The organism is Streptomyces sp. NPDC101776 (assembly GCF_044766845.1).
GTDB lineage: Bacteria > Actinomycetota > Actinomycetes > Streptomycetales > Streptomycetaceae > Streptomyces.
Genome location: NZ_JBIWMV010000003.1, coordinates 245,257 through 268,205, shown reverse-complemented (window position 1 = coordinate 268,205; position 22,949 = coordinate 245,257). Strand labels below are relative to the sequence as shown.

Below are 22,949 nucleotides of genomic sequence, written 5' to 3'. Positions count from 1 at the left end.
GTGACAAGACCGGCGACCGCACCGGACGGAACGGCCGCCGCGGTCACTGCTCCCGCAGATTCTTGACCCGGCGGATCTTCCCCACCGAGCGCTCCAGGGTCTCCGGATCGACGATCTCCACCGCCACGGACACCCCCACGCCGTCCTTGACGCCCTTGCCGATCGCCGCGGCGGCGGAGTCCCGCTGTTCGGGAGTGGCGCCGGGCCGGGCCTCGGCGCGGACCGTCATATGGTCCATACGGCCGCGCCGGCTGAGCTGGATCGTGAAGTGCGGGGCGACGGCGGGGGAGCGCAGGATGATCTCCTCGATCTGGCTGGGGAAGACGTTCACCCCGCGCAGGATGATCATGTCGTCGCAGCGGCCGGTGATCTTCTCGATGCGCCGGAACGCCGGCCGGGCGGTGCCGGGCAGCAGCCGGGTCAGGTCGCGGGTGCGGTAGCGGATGATCGGCAGGGCCTCCTTGGTGAGGGAGGTGAAGACCAGCTCGCCGCTGTCGCCCTCGGGCAGCACCTCGTCGGAGATCGGGTCGACGACCTCCGGGTAGAAGTGGTCCTCCCACACATGGAGGCCGTCCTTGGTCTCCACGCACTCCTGCGCGACACCGGGGCCGATCACCTCGGACAGGCCGTAGATGTCGACCGCGTGGATGTCCATGCGCTCCTCGATCTCCAGCCGCATCGCCTCCGTCCACGGCTCGGCGCCGAAGATGCCCACCTTGAGGGAGCTGGTGCGCGGGTCGACACCCTGGCGCTCGAACTCGTCGAGGAGGGTGAGCATGTACGACGGGGTGACCATGATGATCTCGGGCTCGAAGTCCTGGATGATCTGCACCTGGCGGGCGGTCATGCCACCGGAGGCCGGGATCACCGTGCAGCCCGCGCGCTCGGCGCCGTAGTGGGCGCCCAGACCACCGGTGAACAACCCATAGCCGTACGACACATGGATCCTGTGCCCGGGGCGGCCACCGGCCGCGCGGATCGAGCGGGCCACCACGTCGGACCACATGGAGAGGTCGTTCTCCGTGTAACCGACGACCGTGGGGCGGCCGGTGGTGCCGCTGGAGGCGTGGACACGGCGGACCTGGTCCATGGGGACGGCGAACATGCCGAAGGGGTACGTGTCGCGCAGGTCGGCCTTCGTGGTGAAGGGGAAGCGGCCGAGGTCCTCCAGGATGCGGCAGTCCTCGGGGGTGACGCCGGCCTCGTCGAACTTCCTGCGGTACAGCTCCACATGGTCGTAGGCGTGTCGCAACGTGGCCTGGAGCAGGCCGAGTTGGTGCTCCCGCAGCTCCTCGCGCGTCAGGCGCTCGGCGGCGTCCAGCAACCCGTCGGGGAGCGGTTCCCCGAGGCGCGGACTCAGGGGCGGCGAAGCCGGTGGGGCCGCCGGGGCTGTCAGGTCGCTGCTCATGGAGACTCCTTCGTCTTCGCGCTGTCGATCATGCGGCTGCGGCCGCGGAACTCCGCGATCACCTGGTCGCCGCGCAGCACGCTCACGTCGTAGATGCCGCTGCGGCCGAACCGGGTGCGCTCCGTCGCGGTCGCCACCAGGACGTCGCCCTCGTGCGCCGGGGCGACGAAGTCGATGTCGGCACCGGCGGCCACGGTCACCGGGCCGTGGCTGTTGCAGGCACAGGCGAAGGCGGAGTCGGCGAGCAGGAACAGATAGCCGCCGTGAGCGATCCTGTGTCCGTTGACCATGGCCGGGGTCACGGTCATACGGAGCACGGCGGTCCCCGCGCCGTGCTCGACGAGCTCCATGCCGAGAGCCCGGGACGCCTCGTCCGCGGCGAACATCCGCGCCGTGGGACCGGAGGCCGTGTCAGCGGCCTGCGTCATTTTCCACCACCTTGTGGACCGACCGAACATTCGGTTAGCGTGCGTCACGGCCAAGTAATCCAGCATCACCACTGCCTGTCAAGAGGTGGAACGCATGCCCCAGACCAGCTCCGAACCCTCCTCCGGCGAGGTCTATCTGATCGACGGGGCCCGCACCCCACAGGGCCGCTACGGCGGCGCCCTGGCCTCCGTACGGCCCGACGACCTCGCGGCGCTGGTCGTCGGCGAGGCGGTCCGCCGGGCCGGGATCCCGGCCGAGGAGGTGGACGAGGTGATCCTCGGCGCCGCCAACCAGGCCGGCGAGGACAACCGCGACGTGGCGCGGATGGCCGTCCTGCTGGCCGGGCTGCCGCACACCGTGCCCGGCTACACCGTCAACCGGCTGTGCGCCTCCGGTCTGACCGCCGTGGCCTCGGCCGCGCAGGCGATACGCGCCGGAGAGGCGGACCTGGTCGTCGCGGGCGGGGTGGAGTCCATGACCCGCGCCCCCTGGGTGATGGCCAAGCCCGGCACCCCGTGGGCCAAACCCGGGGAGGTGCACGACACGTCGCTCGGCTGGCGCTTCACCAATCCGCGCTTCGCCGCACAGCAGACCCTGTCGATGGGCGAGACCGCCGAGGAGGTTGCCGCGCTCGACGGCATCACCCGCGCCGAGTCCGACGCGTTCGCGCTGCGCAGCCATCAACGGGCGGTCGCCGCCCAGGAGTCGGGCCACTTCGACCGGGAGATCGTGCCGGTCGCGGTGAAGGACGGCGCGGTGACCCGCGACGAGGGCCCGCGCCCCGGCACCACGCTGGAGAAGCTCGGCTCCCTGCGCACCATCTTCCGCGAGGGCGGCATCGTCACCGCGGGCTCCTCCTCACCGCTGTCCGACGGCGCCGCCGCCCTGGTGGTCGCGAGCGGCGCGGCCGTCCGACGCCACGGACTCACCCCCAGGGCCCGGATCGTCACCTCCGCCTCGGCCGGCGTGCAGCCCCACATCATGGGCCTCGGCCCGGTCCCCGCCACCGAGAAGGCCCTCGCCCGCGCCGGCTGGGGGACCGCCGACCTGGACGCCGTAGAACTCAACGAGGCCTTCGCCGCCCAGGCGATCGCCGTCACGCGCCGCCTCAAGCTCGACGAGGAGAAGGTCAACGCGGACGGCGGAGCCATCGCGCTCGGCCATCCCCTCGGCTGCTCCGGCGCCCGCATCCTGCTCACGCTGCTCGGACGGCTGGAGCGCGAGGACGCCCGCCGGGGTCTGGCCACGCTGTGCGTCGGTGTCGGCCAGGGTGTCGCGATGCTCGTGGAGCGGGTGTGAGCGCCATTTCTGCCTACGGCCCGTACGAGACCCTTCTCGTCGAGGAGCGCGCGGACCGTGTCGTCGTCACCCTGCACCGGCCCGAGGCCCGCAACGCCATCAGCGGGCTGATGATCCGCGAACTGCACGCCGTCTGCGAGCAGTTGGAGCAGGAACCCAAGCTGCTCCTGCTCACCGGTCACGGCGGGGTCTTCGCCGGCGGCGCCGACATCGCGGAACTGCTGGCACGCGGGCGGGACGAGGCGCTCCGGGGCATCAACAGCCGGCTCTTCGAGCGGGTACGCCGGCTGCCGATGCCGACCCTCGCCGCGGTGGACGGCTGGGCGCTGGGCGGCGGCGCGGAACTGTCGTACGCCTGCGATCTGCGGATCGCCGGTCCGGACGCCGTCTTCGGCAACCCGGAACCAGGGCTCGGCATCCTCGCGGCGGCCGGTGCCTGCTGGCGGCTGCCCGAGCTGGTCGGCGAGTCCCTCGCCAAGCAGGTACTGCTGGCCGGACGGAACCTCGACGCGGCGGCGGCCCTGGCGGCCGGGCTGGTCATCGACGTCGTACCGGCGGAGAAGCTGCTGGACGAGGCGCACGCGCTGCTCGACCGCATGGCCCGGTCCTCGGCCACGGCCCTCCGGCTCACCAAGCTGGTGGTCGACTCGCCCGGCGCGCACCCGATCGCCGACGACCTCGCCCAGGCCGTGCTCTTCGAGGGGCAGGACAAGAGGGACCGGATGACACGCTTCTTGGAGAAGAGGAACCGCGCATGAGCCCAACACCCGTCTCCGCACCGGCCGTTGTCGGTGTGATCGGCGGTGGCCGGATGGGCGCCGGGATCGCGCAGTCCTTCGTGGCCGCCGGTTCGTCGGTGACCGTCGTGGAGAGCGGCGAGGCGGCCTCGGCCGCGGCGTTCGACCGGGTCGCGACCGGCCTCAAGCGGGCCGCCGAGCGCGGCCTGCTCGACGAGCCCGCCGAGCAGGTGCTCGCCCGCCTCACCATGGCGGACTCGGTCGACGGCCTGCCCGCCGACGCCGACCTCGTCGTCGAGGCCGTCCCGGAGGACGCCGGCCTCAAGGCCCGCGTGCTCGCGGCGGCCGAGCGGGCGGTGGGCGCGAGGACCGTGCTGGCCACCAACACCAGCTCCCTCTCGGTCGCCGAACTCGCCTCCGTGCTCACCCGGCCCGGACGCTTCCTGGGCATGCACTTCTTCAACCCGGTGCCCGCCTCCGCGCTGGTCGAGATCGTCGTCGCACCGCACACCGAGGCAGCCGTCGTCAGCGCCGCGCTCGACTGGACGCACGCACTCGGCAAGAAGGACGTGACCGTCAAGGACTCGCCCGGCTTCGCCAGCAGCCGGCTCGGACTGGCGCTCGGTCTGGAGGCGATCCGCATGGTCGAGGAGGGCGTCGCCGCGCCGGAGGCGATCGACGACGCGATGAGCCTCGGGTACAAGCACCCCATGGGACCGCTGCGCCTGACCGACCTGGTCGGCCTCGACGTGCGCCTCGCCATCGCCGAGTACCTGCACTCCACCCTCGGCGAGCGCTTCGCCCCGCCGCGACTGCTGCGGGACAAGGTCGCCCGCGGCGAGCTGGGCCGCAAGACGGGACAGGGGTTCTATGTATGGGAGTGAGCGCGAAGCAGGGAGGGACGCGCCCGGCGCGAGCCTTGCCACCGTGCTGGAGCGCGAGGCGGCTGCACAGGAGAGGCTGGGTGCTACGCGGGACCACCGGGCCGCCGTAGAAGCCTTTCTCGTGCGGGCGGAGCCCTCGTTCGAGGGCCGCTGACCAGCCATTCGTCCGGCAGGTCTTGCCTCGCCGGGGGAAACCCATCAGACTGGGTACCGAACGAATGGTCGGTAGGGAAGGTGGTGTGTTGATGACCGGCACAGACACGGGGGCGTCGGCCGCCGACCGGGACGCGGGGCCGCTGCGGGAGCAGTTCGACGCCACGATCGCGAAGGACCAGCGGATCGAGCCCCGCGACTGGATGCCCGAGGGCTATCGCAAGACCCTGATCCGGCAGATCGCGCAGCACGCGCACTCCGAGATCATCGGGATGCAGCCGGAGGGCGACTGGATCACCCGCGCGCCCTCCCTGCGCCGCAAGGCGATCCTCTTCGCGAAGGTGCAGGACGAGGCCGGACACGGACTGTATCTGTACTCGGCCGCCGAGACCCTGGGCGCGGACCGCGCGGACCTGACCGAGGCGCTGATCGAGGGCCGGCAGAAGTACTCGTCGATCTTCAACTACCCGACGCCGACCTTCGCCGACGTCGGCGTGATCGGCTGGTTCGTGGACGGCGCGGCGATCTGCAACCAGGTGCCGCTGTGCCGCTGCTCCTACGGGCCGTACGCGCGGGCCATGGTGCGCGTGTGCAAGGAGGAGTCCTTCCACCAGCGCCAGGGCTTCGAGCTGCTGCTCACGATGATGCGCGGCACGGACGGTCAGCGGGCCATGGTCCAGGACGCGGTGGACCGTTGGTGGTGGCCGTCGCTGATGATGTTCGGCCCGCCCGACGACGACTCGCCCAACTCGGCGCGTTCCATGGCCTGGAAGATCAAGCGGCACAGCAACGACGAACTGCGCCAGCGCTTCGTCGACATGACGGTCCCGCAGGCGGCGAAGCTCGGAGTCACCCTGCCCGACCCGGAGTTGAGCTGGAACGAGGAGCGCGGCCATCACGACTTCGGCACCCCGGACTGGTCCGAGTTGCAGCGCGTGATCAGCGGCGACGGACCGCGCAACGCGGAGCGGGTCTCCCGCCGCCGGGCCGCCCACGAGGAGGGCGCCTGGGTCCGGGAGGCGGCCACCGCCCACGCGGCCAAGCAGGCCGCCCGTACCCAGAAAACCGAAGGAGCGGCGGCATGACGCAGGACTGGCCCCTGTACGAGGTGTTCGTCCGCGGCAAGCGCGGCCTGAACCACGTCCACGTCGGCTCGCTGCACGCCGCCGACGACGCGATGGCGCTCACCCACGCCCGCGACCTCTACACGCGGCGCAACGAGGGTGTGTCCATCTGGGTCGTGCGCTCGGAGCACATCGCCGCCTCGACCCGCGACGAGAAGGACCCGTTCTTCGCCCCGAGCGCCGACAAGGTCTACCGCCACCCCACGTTCTACGACATCCCCGACGACGTCCCCCACATCTAGGAGCAGGGAATGAGTGACGACCACGTCTATCTGTCCCTGGCCGAGGGGCACGACGACAGCGACGCCCGCTGGGCCTTCGGCACCGGCTTCGAGGACCCGCTGCACGGCGTCGACCAGACCGTGCCGGAGGGGACGGACACCGCCCGACTGGCCGCGTACTGCCTGGCACTTGGCGACGACGCGCTCGTCAGCGCGCAGCGACTGGCCCAATGGTGCACCGCCGCCCCCGAGTTGGAGGAGGAGGTGGCGCTGGCCAACATCGGGCTCGACCTGCTCGGTCAGACCCGTCTGCTCTACGCGCGTGCCGGTCAGGTCGACGGCACTGGACGCGACGAGGACGCGTACGCCTACTTCCGTGACGCGGACGCCTTCCGCAACGTACGGCTGGCCGAACTCCCCAACGGAGACTTCGCGTTCTCCATCACCCGCCTGCTGGTGCTCTCCTCCTGGCGACTGGCCCTCTTCGAGCGACTCGCCGTCACCACACCGGACCCGGTGCTCGCGGCCATCGCCGCCAAGGGAGTCAAGGAGCTCGCGTACCACCGTCAGTACGCGGCGGAATGGGTCGTCCGGCTGGGCGACGGCACGGAGGAGTCGCAGCGGAGGACGCGGGACGCGCTGACCGCCGTGACCCCGTACCTGGACGAACTCTTCGCGGTGGACGGGGAGTTGAGGGACGAGGTGCTGAGCGTGCTGCGTCAGGTCACCGACGCCGCCGGACTCGTCCTGCCCACGACGGCACCGGTCCCCGGACACGGCCGCGACGGCGACCACACCGACCACCTGGCCCCCCTCCTGGCCGAACTCCAGAGCGTGGCCCGCGCCCACCCGGAGGCGACATGGTGACCACCCTGCTCGACGCGCGGCGCGCCCGGCACATCGCCGCGCAGGTGCCCGACCCCGAGATGCCGATGCTCACGCTGGCCGACCTCGGCGTCCTGCGTGACGTGGAGCTGCGCGAGGACGGCACGGTGGTGGCGAGCCTGACGCCCACCTACTCCGGCTGCCCCGCCATGGCCGAGATGCGCGCCGAGGTGGCCGCACGGCTGACGGCCGCCGGGTACGCGCGCGTGGAGATCCGTACGGTCCTGACCCCGCCCTGGAGCAGCGACTGGATCACCCCGGCCGGCCGCGCCAAGCTCGCCGAACACGGCATCGCCCCGCCGGGCGCCGCCCCTCGTGGTCCGCTGGTCCTCACCCTGTCGCCGACCCGCCGTACGGTGCCCTGCCCCCGCTGCGGGGCGACCGACACCGAGGAGACCTCGCACTTCGCCGCGACCTCCTGCAAAGCCCTGTGGCGGTGCCGCGCCTGCCGCGAGCCGTTCGAGTACGTCAAGGAGATCTGATGGCGAGCCCTCAACACTCGACCACGGCGAGCCCTCAACTCCCCCTCGCGAAAAGGACGGTGGACCAGTGACCGCCCCGGCCCCCGCCACCCCCGCCCGCCCGGCGCGCCGCCGCCCGGCCTTCCACGCACTGCGGGTCGCCGCCGTCGAGCCGTTGTGCGAGGACGCCGCCGCCATCGGCTTCGACATTCCCGGCCACCTCGCCGAGGAGTTCGCGTACCGGCCCGGCCAGTCGCTCACCCTGCGCCGGGAGGTCGAAGGGCGCGACGAGCGCCGTTCGTACTCGATCTGCTCCCCGGCGGGGGCGCGACCGCGCATCGGCGTACGCGTCGTCCCGGGCGGTCTGTTCTCCTCCTGGCTGGTCAACGACGTACGCCCCGGCGACACCGTCGAGGTGATGGCCCCCACCGGCGCCTTCACCCCCGACCTGACCCTCCCCGGCCACCACGTCCTGATCGCCGCCGGCTCCGGCATCACCCCGATGCTGTCCATCGCGGAATCCGTCCTCGCCGCCGACACCCGCTCCCGCGTCACGCTCTTCTACGGCAACCGGCGCAGCGACACGGTGATGTTCGCCGACGACCTCGCCGACCTGAAGGACCTGCACCCCGGCCGGTTCCAGCTCGCGCACATCCTGTCCCGCGAACCGCGCGAGGCGGAGATCCTCTCCGGCCGCCTCGACGCCGACCGGCTCACCGCGCTCGTGGACGCCCTGGTCGACGTGGACACCGCCGACCACTGGTGGCTGTGCGGCCCGCACGGCATGGTCCGCGACGCCCAACAGGTCCTGACCGGACTCGGCGTCCCGGCCGAACGCGTCCACCAGGAGCTGTTCTACGCCGACGACGAGCCCGTACGGACCAACGAACACATCGACAAGGTCTACGACGGTCCCGTCAGCCAGGTCAGCGTCACCCTCGACGGCCGCACCACCAACTCGGCTCTGCACAAGGACAGTTCGATCCTCGACGGAGCCCAGAAGACCCGGCCCGACCTGCCCTTCGCCTGCAAGGGCGGCGTCTGCGGCACATGCCGCGCTCTGGTCACCGACGGCACCGCGGACATGCGGCGCAACTACGCCCTCGAACCCGCCGAGGTCGACGCCGGTTACGTCCTCACCTGCCAGACCTACCCGGTGTCCGACACCCTCGCCGTCGACTACGACAGCTGAGGCGGGCGAGTTGGGGCAGCCGGAGATCCTCCTCGGGCTCATCCCGGGTGCGGGTGGTACGCAGCGGCCGGCCCGGCTGATCGGCTCTTCCAAGCTCGCGCAGGGACCGGCGATCGCGCTGCGGGCGGCGAAGGAAGCGGTCGACACCGGTCTGGAGACGGACATCGAGACGGGGCTTGCGGTCGAACGGACGTGGTTCGCGGGGCCGTTCGCGACCGAGGACCGTGAGCGCGGGATGCGCAGCTTCGTCGAAGAGGGCCCCGGCAAGGCCAAGTTCAGGTGACGCGAAGAGCGGGCCGGGGATGAACCCGGCCCGCCCTTTCCTGTCGCTGCGGGTCAGCCGAGCAGCTTGGTGGCCAGGGTCGCCGCGTTGTACGAACCCCAGCCGGTGGTGAAGTCCCAGCCGGTGGCGGCGGAGTAGGCGCCGTTGCTGCCACTGGTGATGTCGTGGAAGCCGGTGCCGCTCGCCGTGTAGAGCGCGGGGTTGGCGAAGCCGAGGTTGGCCTTGCCGGCCGCAGCGGCCTGCTGGTTGTAGAGCGCGCCGAACGCGGCCCACTCGGGCGCGGCGGCGCTGGTGCCGCCGACCGTGCCCCAACTGCCCTGCGAGTAGATCGAGACACCGGGGCTCGGGTTGGCGTGCGCCGAGACGTCCGGGACCTGGCGGTAGCCGCCACCGGCGGTCTTCTGCACCGCGGTCTGCCAGCTCGGGATCTTGAAGACGGAGGACTTGCCGCCGCCACCGCCGGACCAGGCCACTTCCTTGCTGAACGCGTTGGCGGAGGTGACCGTCAGCTTGGTGCCGCCGACACCGGTGACGTACGGGTCGCTGGCCGGGAAGTCGACGGTGGTCGTGCCGTCGCCCGCGTCGTCGGAGCCGTCGTCGCCGGAGGCCGCGTAGAAGCCGAGGCCCTCGGCCGCGCCCGCCTTGAACACGGCGTCCACGGCGTTGATGTTGGACGTGGTGCGCTGGCTCTCGGAGGCACCCCAGCTGATCGAGGTGGTCGGGATGCCGCTGTCGACGATGGCCTGGTAGGTGTCGACCTCACCGGCGTCGGAGTTGGGACCTTCGAAGACCGTCACGTTCGCCTTGGGGGCGATCGCGTGCAGCACCTCGATGTCCAGCTCGACCTCGACCTGACCGTCACCGAGCGCGCCGGAACCGCCGTCCACCTTCGACACGGTCGGAGTGGGCGAGCCCAGGCTGTAGTTGGTGTCGTACTTCGTGATGTTGGCCTGCTGGAAACCGTCGAACTCCAGCAGCGCGATCTTCTGGCCGCTGCCGGTGTACGTGCCGGAGACGTTGTAGCCGCCCTTGAGCTGCGCCGGGGTGTAGCCGCCGCCCGGGCCGTTGCGCGGGGCGACGGTGGAGGTCGACTGACGGTGCAGCTGGGCGCGGTTGTTGAGGCCGGTCACGTCACTGACGAGGCCGGCGATGCCGGTCGGCAGGGTGGGCGCGGTCTCGTTGGCGTAGAAGGCGCGGCCCGACTTGGCGTCCTTCCACGTCGACAGCTTGGTGCCGAACGCCTTCTCCAACTGGGCGGCGGTGCCGCTGGCGTCGACCAGCAGGTTCCCCGAGTGGACCTTGCCGACCGTCAGACCCTGGGCGCGCAGGAAGTCCTTGACCTGCTTGACCTCGGCGTCGGTTCGGCCGAACCGGGCCGCGAACTGGGCCTTCGTCAGATAGTGGCCGTACGAACTCGACCGCGGATTACTGACGTTCGCGACGAACGTGTCGAGCGCCTTGTCGCTTCTGGGCGTCAGGCTGACCGCCACCGATATGCGCTTGCCGGCGGCCACGGCGCCGGTGCGGGACGCGTCGTGGTTCAGGCCCTTGAGGACATCTCCCGCGACGGCGGCGCGAGTTGTGTGCGGCTGGACGGCGGCGTAGGCGCTGGGGACGGCGGCGGCGAGCAGGGCCGGCACGGCGACGAGGCCGACCAGCTTCAGGCGTGAGGTCACGAAGATCCTCCGAGGAGTGGGGGGTTGCTGTCCCGGAAGCGGAACGGCTTCACCGTAGGAACATCGACCCCACCCGCATAAGCGGGGGAACCCTTGCGTCACGTGTTAACTGTGCATGTCACGTGAACCGCGGATTGCGTGCGAAAGCGCGGACGACGGGTCAGCGCCGGTTGTCGACTGCGCGGGCGGTCCGTACACGGCCCGGCTGACTGATTGTCACCGCCTGTGCCGTGGACGGCTGTTGGTCGTCGTCGCCGACGCTCACGGTCGCCGCGCCGGACGCGATGACGGCGACCGCCATGGCATGGGCGAGCGCGGTGCGCGAGCGGACGCCGACCTTGCGGTAGACCCGCGAGAGCGTGCCCTCGACCGTCTTGACGCTGATGAACAGCTCGGCGGCGACCTCCCTGTTGGTGGCCCCGCCGCCGACCAGCTCAGCGATCCTGGCCTCCGTGGGCGTGAGTTCGGGCCGCCCCTCGCCGTCCCGGTCGCCGGCCTCCAGCCGGGTCAGTTCGTCCCTGGCCCGTGCCGCCAGCGGATCGGCGCCGATCCGCGTCGCCGTCTCCAGCGCCTCACCGAGCGCGGTGCGTGCCGCGTTCCGGTGCCGGGCCCGGCGCTCGACCGCGCCGAGCGCGATCAGGGTGCGTACGAGGTCCACGGGCAGCGGGAGTCGACGCAACCGGTCCACGGCGGCCCGCAGCCCCACCGCCCCCTCCCGTGCCCGGCCGAGCCCCGCCTCACGCAGTCCCTCCGCCCGTTCCAGCGCGGCCAGCACGCTGCCGGGGGCGTCGGCGGACACCCGCTCGCGCGCCTCGTCGATCACCGCCCCGGCCGCGTCCGTCTCACCCAGCACGACCAGGGCCTCGGCCAGATCGCTGTACCAGTGCAGCAGGGGCGGATCGGCGGCGGACATGGCCGCGCCGAGTTCCTTCACGCGTTGCAGCGCCTCGACCGCGGCCGCCGCCGCACGCGGGTCGCCGACGAGCAACTCGGCCTGCCCCAGCACCGCGAGCGCCCGCAGCAGGAACAGCCGGTCACCGTCCGCCTCCGAGGCCCGCACCGCCTGCTCGGCCAACTGCCGCGCCTCGTCGGCACTGCCACCGGCGGTCGCGGCGAGCGCCGCCGCGTACAGCGCCGGAGCGGCCTGTACGCCGGTCTCGGCCACGGCACGGGTGCAGCGGGCGGCGGTGCGCAGCGCCTCGCGGCAGTGTCCGGCGCGCACTTGGATCCGGGTCAGGGCCACCAGGGTCGCCATGACTTCCTCGACCCCGGCGAACTCCCCTATCTCCGCAAGGAGTTCGGTGACCCGGGCCTGCGCCTCGGTGACCTTGTCGGAGTCCAGGGCGAGGATCGCCCGCATCCGGATCAGCCCCCAGCTCTCCGGTCCGGCACCGGCGCCCCCGGTCAGTGCGAGGGCCTCCTCCAACGCGCGGTCGGCGGCGTCCGGTTCGCCGCCCAGGGATCGCACGCGGGCAAGCGTGGCGAGCGCCCCGATCCGGGTGTCCGTGTCGCCGGCCACCGCCGCCTGCCGCGCCGCGCGCCGGGCATGTCGGGCCGCGTCCTCCAACTCCCCGCACAACAGGCCCCGTACGGCGGCCCAGTGGTGCAGCCAGGCCTCCGCCTCCGGGTCGCCGTCGGCATCCTGGAGCCCCTCCTCGATCAGGGCGTGGGCACCCTGGAGCGCCTGTCCGGCGTTGCGCAGCAGGACCAGCCGCGCCCGCACCCGCTGCCGTGCGGATCCCGACCCGGCGAGCACGGTCTCGGCCGCCTGCCCCGCCTCCTCCAACTGCCCGGCGTCACAGGCGTATTCGGCCGCCGCCAACAACCGGTCGGCGCGCTCCGTGGGAAGGTCGGCGGGGGTACGCCGGGCCGCGAGCCCGGCCAACTCGAAGGCGGTGTCGGGTTCGCCGTCGCGACGGGCGGACTCAGCCGCCGCCATCAGCGTGCGGGCCGTGGTCTCGTCCTCGTACGGGTCGGCGAGCGCCAAGTGCCGCGCCTGCTCGACGGGGTCGGCGACCGCTCGGGCCAGCAGCGCGTGCGCCTGTCGGCGGGCGTGCTCCGGAGCGTCGGCGTAGACGGCGGCCCGGATCAGCGGATGCCCGAAGCACACGGTCCCGTCGGCGTCGGCCGTCGCGACACCGAGCCGCTCCGCCTCCGCGAGGTCCCCGGCGGGGTCGCGGAACCCGGCGACACGGAGCAGCGTGAGCGTGGGGCGGGCGGCGGTGCTCGTGACGAGGAGGGTGCGGCGCGCTGTCTCCGGCAGTGTGCGCGCCCGGTCCAGGAGCAGGGTGCGCAGCCGTCGGGGCACGGGCAGGTTCCGGCCGAGGCCGACGGCCGCGCCGTCGCGCGGGGCCGCCCGCCCCAACTCCAGTGCGTACCAAGGGTTTCCGGCGGCGGTGTCCTGGACGGCCCGCAGGACGGCCGGTGGCAGATCGGTGGGCAGAAGCCGCGCCACCTCGTCGTCCGTCAGGGGCGGCACCGGCAGTTCGACGGTGCCGGGCGGGCAGCAGCGCGGCCGTTCGGGCTGCTCGCCCTCGGACACCCGCTCGGCGGCGACGACCTGTACGTCGAGGCCCTCGACCCGGCGTACGACGAAGGCGAGGACCTCGGCGGTCGGCCCGTCGAGCCACTGGAGGCCGTCGAGGACCAGCAGCACGGGACCGGTCGCGGCGAGGGCGCGCAGCACGTCGAGCACGGCGACGCGCACCGCGAGCCGGTCCCGGTCGCCGTCCGGTTCCCGGCCGTGCAACAGGGCCGCCCGCAGGGCTGCTTGGGGTTCGGGTGCCAAGGCCGCCAGGCAGCTCTCCGGGATCCGTGCGAACAGGTCGACGAGGCCGGCGAACGGGAGCCGGGTGTCCTCCTCGGCGGGGGAGCAGTGCAACACCGTTCCGGACGGCCCGACATGAGCGGCCGAGGACGCCACCAGGGCGGCCACCAGCACGGACTTGCCGATCCCGGCGGGACCGTACAGCAGCACTCCCTGACGGACCGTCAAATCGCCCCGGGCGGCGTCGAGCAACTCGCGGCGCCCGCTCAATGACCGTACTCGCATGGTGTCCTCGGGCATCTCGACAAGTGCTCATGACAACCGTTGCGGAATCGCCTTGTCAATCTTGGTCCGCCCTGGTGGACCGGTCCCGTGCGCGCGAACGGCGCCCGGCAAGAGCGGGACATCGATGTCGATCGATTGGCGCATGATCCCCATGTGAAGTGCCCGCAGTGACGTATTTCCTGCTTCATCAACCGCCGAATGGGTGCGAAGCGGCAGACCGGTCGTACAAAAAACTGGGCAGCGGATGTCGCGAAGGAGTGGGAGAGAACGATGAGCGATCACGGAGCGGACCTGGTGATCCGGGCCGAGGCGATCCACACCCTGGTGCCCGGGCAGGCGCCGCAGCGGGCGCTGGCCGTGCGGGGCGACCGCATCGCGGCCCTCTCGCCGGACCCGGACGGACTCGACGCCTGGGTGGGCCCGCACACCACGGTCCACGACCTGCCCGGCGCCACGGTGCTGCCCGCGTTCGACGACACCCACACGCACCTCATCTACGCGGCGCTCGGCGCGCACGACGTGCCCGTCCATCAGGCCAACGACATCCCCGGGTTCCTCGACCTGATCCGGCAACGGGCGGCGACAACCCCCGAGGGTGAGTGGATCCGCACCACCACCAACTGGCAGGAACTCAACCTCGCCGAGCGGCGGATGCCCACCGCGGCCGAACTCGACACCGCCACCGACCGGCACCCCGTCCTGGTCGAGCGCGGAGGCCACAACGACGTCGTCAACAGCTACGGGCTGCGCCTGGCGGGCATCACCGAGGACACCCCCGTACCGCCGGGCGGTGTCATCGGCCGCGACGCCGACGGCAGGCTCGACGGGCGGCTCATCGACAACGCCATGGGGCTGGTGGAGCGCCTGGTGCCGGGACCGGACCGGGCGCAGCGGATCGACGGGCTGCGGCTCGCGACCGCCCAGTACGCCGCCACCGGCATCGGCACCGTCCGCGACTGCGCGGTAAGCCCCGCCGACTACGCCGTACTCCTGGCCGCCCGCGAGGCCGGAGCGCTCGGCATCCGGATCCGCGCCCTGATCTCGGCGCTCGGCATGACCAGCGCGGCCCAGGTGGAGGAACTGCTCGACGTCATGGAGGACTGGCGTGACGGCTCCGACCCCGAACTGCGGGTGTGGGGCGTGAAGTTCGGCCTCGACGGCGGCCTCGAAGCCGGGGCCACCGAGGAGCCGTACGCCTGTGACCACGCCTTCTCCGGGACGCTGATCTGGGAGCCCGCCGCACTGGTGGAGGCCGTCGAGGCGGTGGTCCGGCGCGGCCGGTGGGTCGGCACCCACGCCTACGGCGACCGCGCGGTCCGCACGCTCCTGGACGTCTACGAGCGCGTCCTCGCCCGCAACCCCGGCCTGCCCGCCGGCACGCTGGTGATGGAGCACGGCGGCCTGGCCGGACCCGAACAGCGCGCCCGCGCCGTCGAGTTGGGCATCCCCGTCACCATCCAGCAGCCGCTGCTGCACGACACCGCCGAGGTGGAGGAGGGCTTCTGGGGCCCGGAGCGCGTCGCCCCGCTCTTCCGGCCCGCGGCTGGATCGACCTGGGCGCCCAGGTCAGCGCCGGATCGGACTTCCCCGTGGGCCAGTTCGGCGCGATGCGCTCCGTCTGGGGCATGGCCACCCGCCGGACCGTCATCGGCGTCAAGGGCCCCGAACACGCCATCACCTACGACGAGGCCGTCACCCTGCACAAGGTCAACGCGGCCCGCCTGTGCGGCGATCAGGACCTGCGCGGCACCCTCACCCCGGGCCGCCTCGCCGATCTCACCGTCTGGGACCAGGACCCCGCCCGCTGCCCGAGCGAGGCCCTGGGTGACCTGAACCCCGTGCACACGGTCGTCGGCGGCCGGTTCGTCGGGCGGTGACGTTCCGTCAGGCGGTCGCTGCCGTACGGATCGCCGCTATGTCGAACTGGAGCCGCACCTTCTCGCTCACCATCGCGCCCCCTTCTGCCAGCCGGGAGTTGTAGATCAGACCCCAGTCGGAGCGGTCGATGGTGGTGGTGCCGTCGAAGCCGGCGCGCTCGTAGCCGAAGGGGTCGGTGACATGGCCGATATAGGTGAGTTCGAGGACGACGGGACGGGTGACGTCCCTGATGGTGAGGTCGCCGAGCATCCGGTAGACATCGTTGCCACCCATCTGCACGGCGGTACTGGCGAACCGCATCTGCGGGAAAGTGGCGGAGTCGAGGAAGTCACGGCCGACCAAGTGCGCGTCACGTTGTTCCACGCCGGTGTCGACGCTGCCGGTGGACACCACGATCTCCGCCCGCGAACGGGCGGGGTTGCGGCCGTCGAAGTAGAGCCGGCTCTTGTATTCGGCGAAAGACCCGCGCACGGTCGTCACCATGGCGTGCCGGACGGAGAAGCCGATCCGGCTGTGCGCGGGATCGATCATCCACTCTCCGGTCAGCCCGGCGAGATCGGGATCGGGCAGGCCGGAGGAGGTGAAGGCCGGTGGGGCGGCCGGGCGTTGCGGGACGGTGGCGGGGGGTGCCGAGCGGCGGAGGGGCGCAGCACGGTTGAACAGGTTCATGTGTCACGTAGTTACTGCACGCCTGATATCGCCGCAAGCCTTCATCGGAAATCGACAGCGGCGCGAATCGGCACTGACACGCTTAAATGCTGTCACCTCGCGGGCCGTTACACATTTCCCACACATATTCGCCACCCAAAAGCGGTGACCGTCATTTCAGCGCACCGGGAACCCGAACGAATAACCCTGCTGCTTCAGCCACGGCAGGATCTCGCGCAACGCGGCCACGGTCTCGGAGCGGTCGCCGCCGGCGTCGTGGAACAGGATGGTCGGCCCGTTGGCCAGTTCGGACTTCACGGTGGTGATGATGGCGTCCGTACCCGGGAGTTCGAAGTCCTTGGAGTCGACGTTCCAGCCCAGCGGGCGCATCCCCTGCGAGGCGGCGAGATGCCGGCTGTACGGAGTGAAGGCGCCGCCCGGCGCACGGTAGTACTGCGGGCGGACACCGCCGGACGCCTTGGTGATCATGCTCGCGGCGTCCAGGATCTCCTTCGACTGATAGGCCTCGGACTTCTTGTCCATCGTGGTGTCGTGCGAGACCGTGTGGTCGCAGAGCCGGTGTCCGGCCGCCACGACCGCCTTGACCAGGTCGGGGTGGGCCTCGGCCTGGGTGCCCACCATGCAGAAGGTGGCCTTCACGCCGTTCTCCCGCAGGACTTGGAGCACCTCCGGCGTCCAGGTCGGGTCCGGCCCGTCGTCGATCGTGATGTTGACGCCGTGGGCGCCCTTGTCGGAGGCGTGCACGATCTCCTGCGACACGGTCACCACCCGGGCCGGGGCCGAACTGGACGCGCCGGGAAGGGCGTTGGCCCCGTTCCGCTGCGCGTCGACGACCCCGGCCTGCGCGGTCCATACAGAGGTGGCCGCCGCCACCGCAGTCACCCCGACCGCCGCCGCGAGTACCCGGCCGTACCATCCCCGCCCGCCATGCCGCGCCATGTCCGCCCTGTTCCCTGTTCTGTTGCCCGACTTCGTGCATTCGTCAGGACGGGATAAACGAGCGGAAGGATCCCTCTGTTACGGATCACGGACAATTCCGCTGGAGTTCCGGGACAGACGGCGATCCTGGTCAGCGCAGCGCGAGCCGGCCACGGAAGTTCTCCGGGACCGGGGCGAAGCGCAGGGCCATCGTGAGATTCTCCGGATGGTCGACGGTCAGCCGGTAGCGGGTGCACAACAAGTGGCACAGGCCCATCAGTTGGACCGTCCCGATGTTGGCGCCGACACACTTCTTGGGCGCCCAGCCGAACGGCACGTAGGACGAGCGGTCCGCCGGCCCGTGCGGCGCGCCGGGCAGGAAGCGGTCCGGGTCGAAGACGTCCGGCTGCTTCCAGACCCGCTCGTCCCGGTGGATCAGATGCGGGCTCAGCAGATACCAGTCGCCGGGCTCCAGCCGGGTCTTGCCGAAGTCGAAGGGGTGGTGGTTGCGCCGGACCAGGAGCAGCGGCGGGCTCCACAGCCGCAGCACCTCCTTCACGAACCGGTGCGTCATCGGGGCCGCGTGCGTCGGCGCCGTACGGAACTCCACCGGGTCCACGGCGGACAGTTCCTCGGTGAGCCGTCGCTGCCACTCGGGGTTGCGGACCAACTCGTAGAGCAGACTCGCGGCGGCGGTGCCCGGCGGGCCGCCGATCGCGGTGAGGACGGTGGTCACCACGTCCAGCGCGCGGTCCATGCCGAGTTCGGGCAGCATGTCGACGAACGGATCGGCGAGATCGGGCTCACGCCGCCGCTTCCCGTGCGCGCGTTGCCGCAGCACGCGGCGCACCACCAGCCCGGACCGCAGCTGTACGACGATGAACTTCAGATGGTGCCAAGTCCCGCCCGGATCGGGCGAGATGAGCCGCAGCAGCTTCATCTCCAGGTCCCGGCGCACCAGATCGGCCTCGCCCGAGGTGAGACCCGTCAGCGCGACCGGCAGCATGGACCGCAGCGCCACGTCCTGGGTGAGCGTCACCAGGTCGACGTCCTCGCCGAGCCGCTCGCCGATGATCCGGTCCATGCGGTCGATCAGCCGGCCGTGGTGCTCCGGTGTGGCGAGCGTGTGCAGTTGGGTGAGCCATGCCGAACGGATCCGGCTCCACCGCACCTCGGGACTGTGCCGCCGCCGCACCATGTCGATCAGCCGGTCGTGCATCACGAACCGGTGCCAGTTCGTGGCGCTGACCCGGCGCGCCGCCTCCGGCTCGAACAGGCCGAGCCGGGTGTCGTCGACCCAGAAGACGCCGTCCTCGGTCGCGCTGCGCATCCGCATGAAACGCAGGAAGTCCTCGGGATGCTGCGGAGTGGTCATCGTGAACGTTCCCCCTCGTGGAGCGTGGGGAGCCGACCGTGCGGCGGCTCCCCACGCCGGGCCGGTCAGATGTGGTGGTACAGGTACCAGAAGTACTCGTACTGGCTTCGGATGTTGAGAACCGACTTCGCCTTGAGGTACATGGCGCGCATCCGCGTTCACCTCCTTCCGGGACAACCGGTGCGGGCGCTCGGCACCGCGGTGAAACGCGGCGGAGCGAGCGCCGGACCCACCTGAGGACCGGCGCCGTCATGGGTGACCGTCAACCTCCGGTCACGGGTGATGAGTTCGACGAGATCTTCGAGCAGCCGCATGGTGACGGTCGCTCCGGCACAGCTGTGCGGCCCGTGTCCGAACGGCAGATACGCCGGGTCCGGCGGAGCCTGTGCCCAGCGCTCCGGCACGAACTCGTCCGGCCGCTCCCAGTGCCCGGGATGCCGGTGCACCAGATAGGTGCAGACGGCGAGCCGGTCGCGCGGGGTCACCGCGGTCCCGCCCAGATCCTGCGCACGGCTCGGTGTCCGCGCGAACAGCCACGCCACCGGCCACAGCCGCAGCGCCTCCCGCACCACCCAACTCGGCCTCGCGGCCGGGGAGTCGGGATGTGTGCCGAGTAGATAGACCGACCAGCCGAGCGCGAAGCCGACCGAGCCGACGGTGGCGAACAGGAAGGAGAGATAGACCTCGGCGAGATCCTTCGGATCCGCCCCGGGCTCGCTCTCGCCCACCACCACGTCGAGCAGGTCGCGCGGTTCGCGCGGACCCGTCAACTCGACTTGCCGGGCACGCACTTCGCCGTGCAGCACGCTCAGCGCACGGCGTCGGAAGAGCAGCCGGGACACCGGCGAGTGACGTCGCCGCGCACCCGCCAGCACCGCTCGGCGCACGATCTGCTCGACGGTGGCGTGGAGTCGGGGCGGCGCGTCCGGACGGACCAGCACGTCCCGCAGATGCCGGAGGACGAGCAGGTTCCCGGCGTCCGGCCAGACAGCGTCGGGTGTGAGGAGTTCGGCGACGAGACCCGGCAACTCCGGCCGCCGAGCGTCCAGATGACGACGGATCAGGGCGCGGGCCGCGCGCCCGATCCGGATCTGCGCCGAACGAGGCCCGAAGTCCCCGTGCCGCGTCCGGTAGAAGTCGGACATGTCGACAACGGTCCCGTCCCGGTTGCCGAGCACCGCCCGGGCCGACTCCGGCCCGGCCACACACACGGTGCCCGCGGTCGAGCGCCACACGTCGTGGACGCCGTCGAACTCCGCCCCCAGCAGAGCCAACGGGTCACGGACGCGGGGGCGGACTCCGCGGGGAGTGCGGGTGGCATCGCCGTACCCCTGACGCGTCCCGGACGACTCCATGGCGGCCCCCTTCGGCAGTACGGAGGCGCGGCACCCGTGTGCGGTACGCGTGACGCCCCGACCGATGGGAACAGCCTGCTGGCCGGCCCGTGCCGTGTCGCGTGCCGTGCCGGTGAGCGGAACCGGCGGCGCGCCCCCTTGACGCCCGCCGGCACCCGGCCTACCGTCGACTAAACACGTCTAGACAGGTAGGTCGACGATGGCGGACGCACAGACTTCCCGGTCCCGGCAGCTCCAGGTCGAGACACACGGCCTCGACGTGATCGCCGACGCCGAACGCAAAGGCACCCCGCGCACCCTGTTCTGGCCCTGGTTCGGGGCGAATGTCTCCATCCTCGGACTGAGCTACGGCGCGTTCGCGCTCGGCTTCGGGATCTCCTTCTGGCAGGCACTCGTCGCCGGCGTGATCGGGATCGTCTTCTCCTTCCTGCTCTGCGGCTTCATCGCGGTCGCGGGCAAGCGCGGCTCCGCGCCGACGATGGTGCTCAGCCGCGCCGCCTACGGTGTGCGCGGCAACCGGCTGCCGTCGGTGATCTCCTGGGTGCTGACCGTCGGCTGGGAGACCGTCCTCACCGCCCTCGCGACCATGGCCACCGCGACCGTGTTCGACAGACTCAGCTGGGGCGGCGGCACGGAGACCAAGGTGGTCGCACTGATCATCGTCGGCGCGCTCATCGTCGTCGGCGGCGTCATGGGCTTCGACCTGATCATGCGGCTCCAGACGGTCATCACCGTGGTCACCGCCGTGCTCACCGTCGTCTACATCGCCCTCGTCGCCGACCACATCCACTGGAGCACGGTCAGCGCCGTACCGGCGGGCTCCGCCCAGGAGTTCATCGGCGCGCTGGTCTTCATGATGACCGGCTTCGGCCTCGGCTGGGTCAACGCCGCCGCCGACTACTCCCGCTATCTGCCCCGGAGTTCGTCCGGCCGAGGAGTGATCGGCTGGACCACCTTCGGTGCCTCCGTCGCCCCGCTGCTCCTGCTGGTCTTCGGTCTGATGCTCGCCGGTTCCTCCAGCACGCTGAACAAGGCGGTCGCCGCCGACCCGATCGGCGCGCTCACGACGATCCTGCCCACCTGGTTCCTGGTCCCCTTCGCCGTGGTCGCCGTTCTCGGCCTGGTCGGCGGCGCGGTCCTCGACATCTACTCCTCCGGCCTCGCCCTCCTCTCGGCGGGCTTGCGGGTGCCGCGCTATCTCGCCGCGCTCGTCGACGGCGTCCTGATGATCGCGGGCTCGATCTACATCGTGTTCTTCGCCGACAACTTCCTCGGCCAGTTCATGGGCTTTCTCACCACCCTCGGCGTCCCCATCGCCGCCTGGTGCGGCATCATGCTCGCCGACCTCGCCCTGCGTCGCCGCGACTACGACGAGGCCGACCTGTTCCGCCCGGCCGGCCGCTACGGCGACGTACCGCTCACGCCCCTCCTCCTCACCCTCGCCGCCACCGCGATCGGCTGGGGCCTGGTCACCAACACGGCCGCGAGCTGGCTGAGTTGGCAGGGCTATCTGCTCGACCCGCTCGGCCTCGGCGGCAAGTCCGGCGCCTGGGCCTACGCCAACCTCGGCGTCCTTGCCGCCCTCGCCCTCGGCTTCCTCGGCACCCTCGCCCTGGGCCGCGCCCGAGTCCGGCGCCAGGAAGAGCAGGCCCCCAGCCCGGAGGCGGTGCCCGCCGTATGACCACCGCACCCGGCCACCTCGCCGTCATCGACATGCAGCGCGTCTTCGCCGAACCCGACAGCCCCTGGGCCACCCCCCGCTTCGCCGACGCGGCGGCAGGCGTACGACGACTGCTGCCGGCCTTCGGGGAGGACGTCACCTTCACCCGCTTCCTGGCCCCCGCGAAACCCGAGGGCGCCTGGCGGGCCTACTACGACGTGTGGCCCTTCGCGCTCCAGCCATCGGACGCCCCGCTCTGGCGGCTGACCGACGAATTCGCCGTCCGGGCACGGCACTTGGTGGACGCGCCCACCTTCGGCAAGTGGACCCCGGAACTCGCCGAGCGCGTCGCCCCCACCGGCCGCCTCGTCCTCGCCGGCGTCAGCACCGACTGCTGCGTCCTCTCTACGGCCCTGGCCGCCGCCGACGCGGGAGCGGAGGTCCTGGTCGTAGCCGACGCCTGCGCGGGTGTGGACGACGACTCCCACGCCAAGGCGCTGCACGTCATGGACCTCTACCGGCCGCTGATCCGGGTGGTCACCGTCGCCGAGGCGGTCGGGGAGACCTCATGACCGGCGTCCGGCTCAAACACCAGCGGATCACCGAGGTCCTCGCCAAGGAGATCCGCAGCGGCCACCGCCCCGCCGGCGAACAACTCCCCGGCGAACACGCCCTGGCCCAACGCTTCGGCGTCAGCCGTACGACCGTCCGCGCGGCCCTCGCCGAACTCAGCGAGGCCGGCCTGATCGCCACCCGCACCGGCAAGGGCTCCTACGTCCTCTTCGACGGCCGCCCCCTCGACGACCGCCTCGGCTGGGCCCGCGCGCTGGCCACCCAGGGCATCGACACCCGGGTCCGGACCCTGAAGGTGGACGCCCGGCACGACGAACAACTCGCGCGCCAACTCACTCTGAACACCGCCGAGTTCGTGTGCGTGGAGCGGATACGGGAACTCGCGGCGGACGCGGTCGTCGTGTCGTACGAACGCAGCTTCCTGCCGCCCGTGCCCGGGGTGCGCGATCTGCCCGCGCGAGGCCTCGGCGCGGAGTCGCTGACCGAGGTGATGCTGCGGGCGGGGCTGCGGGCCGACCACGGTGAACAGCGGGTCAGCGGGCGGCGGATCGACGCACGGGAGGCGGAGCTGCTGCGCCGCGAGGCGGGCGACTGGTTCCTCGACACCCGGCGGACCAGCCGCGCGGCCGACGGTTCCTTCGTCGAACACGTCGTGAGCCTCCTCGACCCCGACCACTTCCAACTCACCCTCGAATTCGGCTGATCCACGCCCCACAA

Annotated in this window: 20 protein-coding genes and 2 pseudogenes; 14 read left to right on the top strand and 8 right to left on the bottom strand. The window is 71.6% G+C overall.

The genetic code is table 11. From position 1 onward, the window contains the following. Window positions 1-43: 43 nt before the first annotated feature. Window positions 44-1,408 carry a phenylacetate--CoA ligase PaaK gene (gene paaK, locus ACIRRY_RS12700; protein WP_403971366.1) on the bottom strand — a complete coding sequence of 455 codons (1,365 nt, stop codon included), beginning with the start codon at window positions 1,406-1,408 and terminating at the stop codon, window positions 44-46. Further along, a complete protein-coding gene (gene paaI, locus ACIRRY_RS12695; protein WP_403971364.1) occupies window positions 1,405-1,836 on the bottom strand; it encodes a hydroxyphenylacetyl-CoA thioesterase PaaI in 432 nt (143 codons plus the stop codon). The genes paaK and paaI overlap by 4 nt, the downstream gene beginning before the upstream one ends. Window positions 1,837-1,930: 94 nt before the next feature. Between paaI and ACIRRY_RS12690 the strand changes: the two genes are divergently transcribed. The 9 genes and pseudogenes from ACIRRY_RS12690 to ACIRRY_RS12650 form a co-directional block, all read left to right on the top strand. After that, window positions 1,931-3,136: a thiolase family protein gene (locus ACIRRY_RS12690; RefSeq protein WP_403971362.1), complete on the top strand. Its 1,206-nt coding sequence runs from the start codon at window positions 1,931-1,933 to the stop codon at window positions 3,134-3,136. Between the two features lie 5 nt (window positions 3,137-3,141). Then, window positions 3,142-3,894 (top strand): enoyl-CoA hydratase/isomerase family protein, encoded by a 753-nt coding sequence (locus ACIRRY_RS12685; RefSeq protein WP_403972251.1) that lies wholly within the window; start codon window positions 3,142-3,144, stop codon window positions 3,892-3,894. After that, on the top strand, window positions 3,891-4,757 hold the full coding sequence (locus ACIRRY_RS12680; protein ID WP_403971360.1) for a 3-hydroxyacyl-CoA dehydrogenase family protein: 867 nt from the start codon (window positions 3,891-3,893) through the stop codon (window positions 4,755-4,757). The genes ACIRRY_RS12685 and ACIRRY_RS12680 overlap by 4 nt, the downstream gene beginning before the upstream one ends. A gap of 245 nt (window positions 4,758-5,002) precedes the next feature. After that, on the top strand, window positions 5,003-5,995 hold the full coding sequence (gene paaA, locus ACIRRY_RS12675; RefSeq protein ID WP_403971358.1) for a 1,2-phenylacetyl-CoA epoxidase subunit PaaA: 993 nt from the start codon (window positions 5,003-5,005) through the stop codon (window positions 5,993-5,995). Beyond that, entirely contained in the window at window positions 5,992-6,276 is a 285-nt protein-coding gene (gene paaB / locus ACIRRY_RS12670; protein ID WP_019075091.1) for a 1,2-phenylacetyl-CoA epoxidase subunit PaaB, read from the top strand. Before paaA ends, paaB begins: the two co-directional genes overlap by 4 nt. A 9-nt stretch (window positions 6,277-6,285) precedes the next feature. Then, window positions 6,286-7,122 carry a 1,2-phenylacetyl-CoA epoxidase subunit PaaC gene (paaC, locus tag ACIRRY_RS12665; protein ID WP_403971355.1) on the top strand — a complete coding sequence of 279 codons (837 nt, stop codon included), beginning with the start codon at window positions 6,286-6,288 and terminating at the stop codon, window positions 7,120-7,122. Further along, window positions 7,116-7,622, top strand: a complete 507-nt coding sequence (paaD, locus tag ACIRRY_RS12660) for a 1,2-phenylacetyl-CoA epoxidase subunit PaaD (RefSeq protein ID WP_403971353.1) — start codon at window positions 7,116-7,118, stop codon at window positions 7,620-7,622. Before paaC ends, paaD begins: the two co-directional genes overlap by 7 nt. Window positions 7,623-7,689: 67 nt before the next feature. Next, entirely contained in the window at window positions 7,690-8,793 is a 1,104-nt protein-coding gene (gene paaE / locus ACIRRY_RS12655) for a 1,2-phenylacetyl-CoA epoxidase subunit PaaE (protein ID WP_403971351.1), read from the top strand. Further along, window positions 8,789-9,076, top strand: a pseudogene (locus ACIRRY_RS12650) (enoyl-CoA hydratase/isomerase family protein); the annotation flags it as partial. The gene paaE and the pseudogene ACIRRY_RS12650, both read left to right, overlap by 5 nt. A gap of 53 nt (window positions 9,077-9,129) precedes the next feature. Here ACIRRY_RS12650 and ACIRRY_RS12645 read toward each other — a convergent pair. Together ACIRRY_RS12645 and ACIRRY_RS12640 are read right to left on the bottom strand one after the other, a co-directional pair. Then, complete coding sequence (locus ACIRRY_RS12645) at window positions 9,130-10,752, bottom strand: protease pro-enzyme activation domain-containing protein (RefSeq protein WP_403971349.1); 1,623 nt, start codon at window positions 10,750-10,752, stop codon at window positions 9,130-9,132. A 160-nt stretch (window positions 10,753-10,912) separates the two neighbouring features. After that, on the bottom strand, window positions 10,913-13,819 hold the full coding sequence (locus ACIRRY_RS12640) for an AAA family ATPase (protein ID WP_403971347.1): 2,907 nt from the start codon (window positions 13,817-13,819) through the stop codon (window positions 10,913-10,915). Window positions 13,820-14,002: 183 nt separating this feature from the next. Between ACIRRY_RS12640 and ACIRRY_RS12635 the strand changes: the two are divergent. Further along, window positions 14,003-15,220, top strand: a pseudogene (locus ACIRRY_RS12635) (amidohydrolase); the annotation flags it as partial. An 86-nt stretch (window positions 15,221-15,306) separates the two neighbouring features. Beyond that, window positions 15,307-15,681: an amidohydrolase family protein gene (locus tag ACIRRY_RS12630; RefSeq protein ID WP_403972249.1), complete on the top strand. Its 375-nt coding sequence runs from the start codon at window positions 15,307-15,309 to the stop codon at window positions 15,679-15,681. A gap of 7 nt (window positions 15,682-15,688) precedes the next feature. Here ACIRRY_RS12630 and ACIRRY_RS12625 read toward each other — a convergent pair whose 3' ends face one another. From ACIRRY_RS12625 to ACIRRY_RS12610, 4 genes are all read right to left on the bottom strand, one after another. Further along, on the bottom strand, window positions 15,689-16,351 hold the full coding sequence (locus ACIRRY_RS12625; RefSeq protein WP_403971345.1) for a YceI family protein: 663 nt from the start codon (window positions 16,349-16,351) through the stop codon (window positions 15,689-15,691). Between the two features lie 156 nt (window positions 16,352-16,507). After that, entirely contained in the window at window positions 16,508-17,290 is a 783-nt protein-coding gene (locus tag ACIRRY_RS12620; RefSeq protein ID WP_403971343.1) for a polysaccharide deacetylase family protein, read from the bottom strand. Between the two features lie 130 nt (window positions 17,291-17,420). Continuing rightward, the gene (locus ACIRRY_RS12615; RefSeq protein ID WP_403971341.1) at window positions 17,421-18,644 is read right to left on the bottom strand and encodes a cytochrome P450; all 1,224 of its coding nucleotides are present in this window, start codon (window positions 18,642-18,644) and stop codon (window positions 17,421-17,423) included. Window positions 18,645-18,802: 158 nt separating this feature from the next. Further along, window positions 18,803-19,999, bottom strand: a complete 1,197-nt coding sequence (locus ACIRRY_RS12610; RefSeq protein ID WP_403971339.1) for a cytochrome P450 — start codon at window positions 19,997-19,999, stop codon at window positions 18,803-18,805. 199 nt (window positions 20,000-20,198) lie between these two features. Between ACIRRY_RS12610 and ACIRRY_RS12605 the strand changes: the two genes are divergently transcribed. The 3 genes from ACIRRY_RS12605 to ACIRRY_RS12595 are packed head-to-tail and all read left to right on the top strand — an operon-like array spanning window position 20,199 to window position 22,935. Beyond that, entirely contained in the window at window positions 20,199-21,680 is a 1,482-nt protein-coding gene (locus ACIRRY_RS12605; protein WP_403971337.1) for a purine-cytosine permease family protein, read from the top strand. After that, entirely contained in the window at window positions 21,677-22,231 is a 555-nt protein-coding gene (locus ACIRRY_RS12600; protein WP_403971335.1) for a cysteine hydrolase family protein, read from the top strand. Before ACIRRY_RS12605 ends, ACIRRY_RS12600 begins: the two co-directional genes overlap by 4 nt. After that, window positions 22,228-22,935, top strand: coding sequence for a GntR family transcriptional regulator (locus ACIRRY_RS12595; protein WP_403971333.1), 708 nt, complete (start codon window positions 22,228-22,230; stop codon window positions 22,933-22,935). Before ACIRRY_RS12600 ends, ACIRRY_RS12595 begins: the two co-directional genes overlap by 4 nt. Window positions 22,936-22,949: the final 14 nt, after the last annotated feature.

What these genes read in the sequence shown, in the direction of transcription:
- ACIRRY_RS12615 (WP_403971341.1), bottom strand. Translation starts at nt 18,644, where the DNA reads ATGACCACTCCGCAGCATCCCGAGGACTTCCTGCGTTTCATGCGGATG.
- ACIRRY_RS12680 (WP_403971360.1), top strand. Translation starts at nt 3,891, where the DNA reads ATGAGCCCAACACCCGTCTCCGCACCGGCCGTTGTCGGTGTGATCGGC.
- ACIRRY_RS12605 (WP_403971337.1), top strand. Translation starts at nt 20,199, where the DNA reads ATGGCGGACGCACAGACTTCCCGGTCCCGGCAGCTCCAGGTCGAGACA.
- paaD (WP_403971353.1), top strand. Translation starts at nt 7,116, where the DNA reads ATGGTGACCACCCTGCTCGACGCGCGGCGCGCCCGGCACATCGCCGCG.
- ACIRRY_RS12640 (WP_403971347.1), bottom strand. Translation starts at nt 13,819, where the DNA reads ATGCCCGAGGACACCATGCGAGTACGGTCATTGAGCGGGCGCCGCGAG.
- paaK (WP_403971366.1), bottom strand. Translation starts at nt 1,408, where the DNA reads ATGAGCAGCGACCTGACAGCCCCGGCGGCCCCACCGGCTTCGCCGCCC.
- ACIRRY_RS12625 (WP_403971345.1), bottom strand. Translation starts at nt 16,351, where the DNA reads ATGAACCTGTTCAACCGTGCTGCGCCCCTCCGCCGCTCGGCACCCCCC.
- ACIRRY_RS12600 (WP_403971335.1), top strand. Translation starts at nt 21,677, where the DNA reads ATGACCACCGCACCCGGCCACCTCGCCGTCATCGACATGCAGCGCGTC.
- ACIRRY_RS12610 (WP_403971339.1), bottom strand. Translation starts at nt 19,999, where the DNA reads ATGGAGTCGTCCGGGACGCGTCAGGGGTACGGCGATGCCACCCGCACT.
- paaB (WP_019075091.1), top strand. Translation starts at nt 5,992, where the DNA reads ATGACGCAGGACTGGCCCCTGTACGAGGTGTTCGTCCGCGGCAAGCGC.
- ACIRRY_RS12690 (WP_403971362.1), top strand. Translation starts at nt 1,931, where the DNA reads ATGCCCCAGACCAGCTCCGAACCCTCCTCCGGCGAGGTCTATCTGATC.
- paaC (WP_403971355.1), top strand. Translation starts at nt 6,286, where the DNA reads ATGAGTGACGACCACGTCTATCTGTCCCTGGCCGAGGGGCACGACGAC.
- ACIRRY_RS12595 (WP_403971333.1), top strand. Translation starts at nt 22,228, where the DNA reads ATGACCGGCGTCCGGCTCAAACACCAGCGGATCACCGAGGTCCTCGCC.
- paaI (WP_403971364.1), bottom strand. Translation starts at nt 1,836, where the DNA reads ATGACGCAGGCCGCTGACACGGCCTCCGGTCCCACGGCGCGGATGTTC.
- paaA (WP_403971358.1), top strand. Translation starts at nt 5,003, where the DNA reads ATGACCGGCACAGACACGGGGGCGTCGGCCGCCGACCGGGACGCGGGG.
- ACIRRY_RS12620 (WP_403971343.1), bottom strand. Translation starts at nt 17,290, where the DNA reads ATGGCGCGGCATGGCGGGCGGGGATGGTACGGCCGGGTACTCGCGGCG.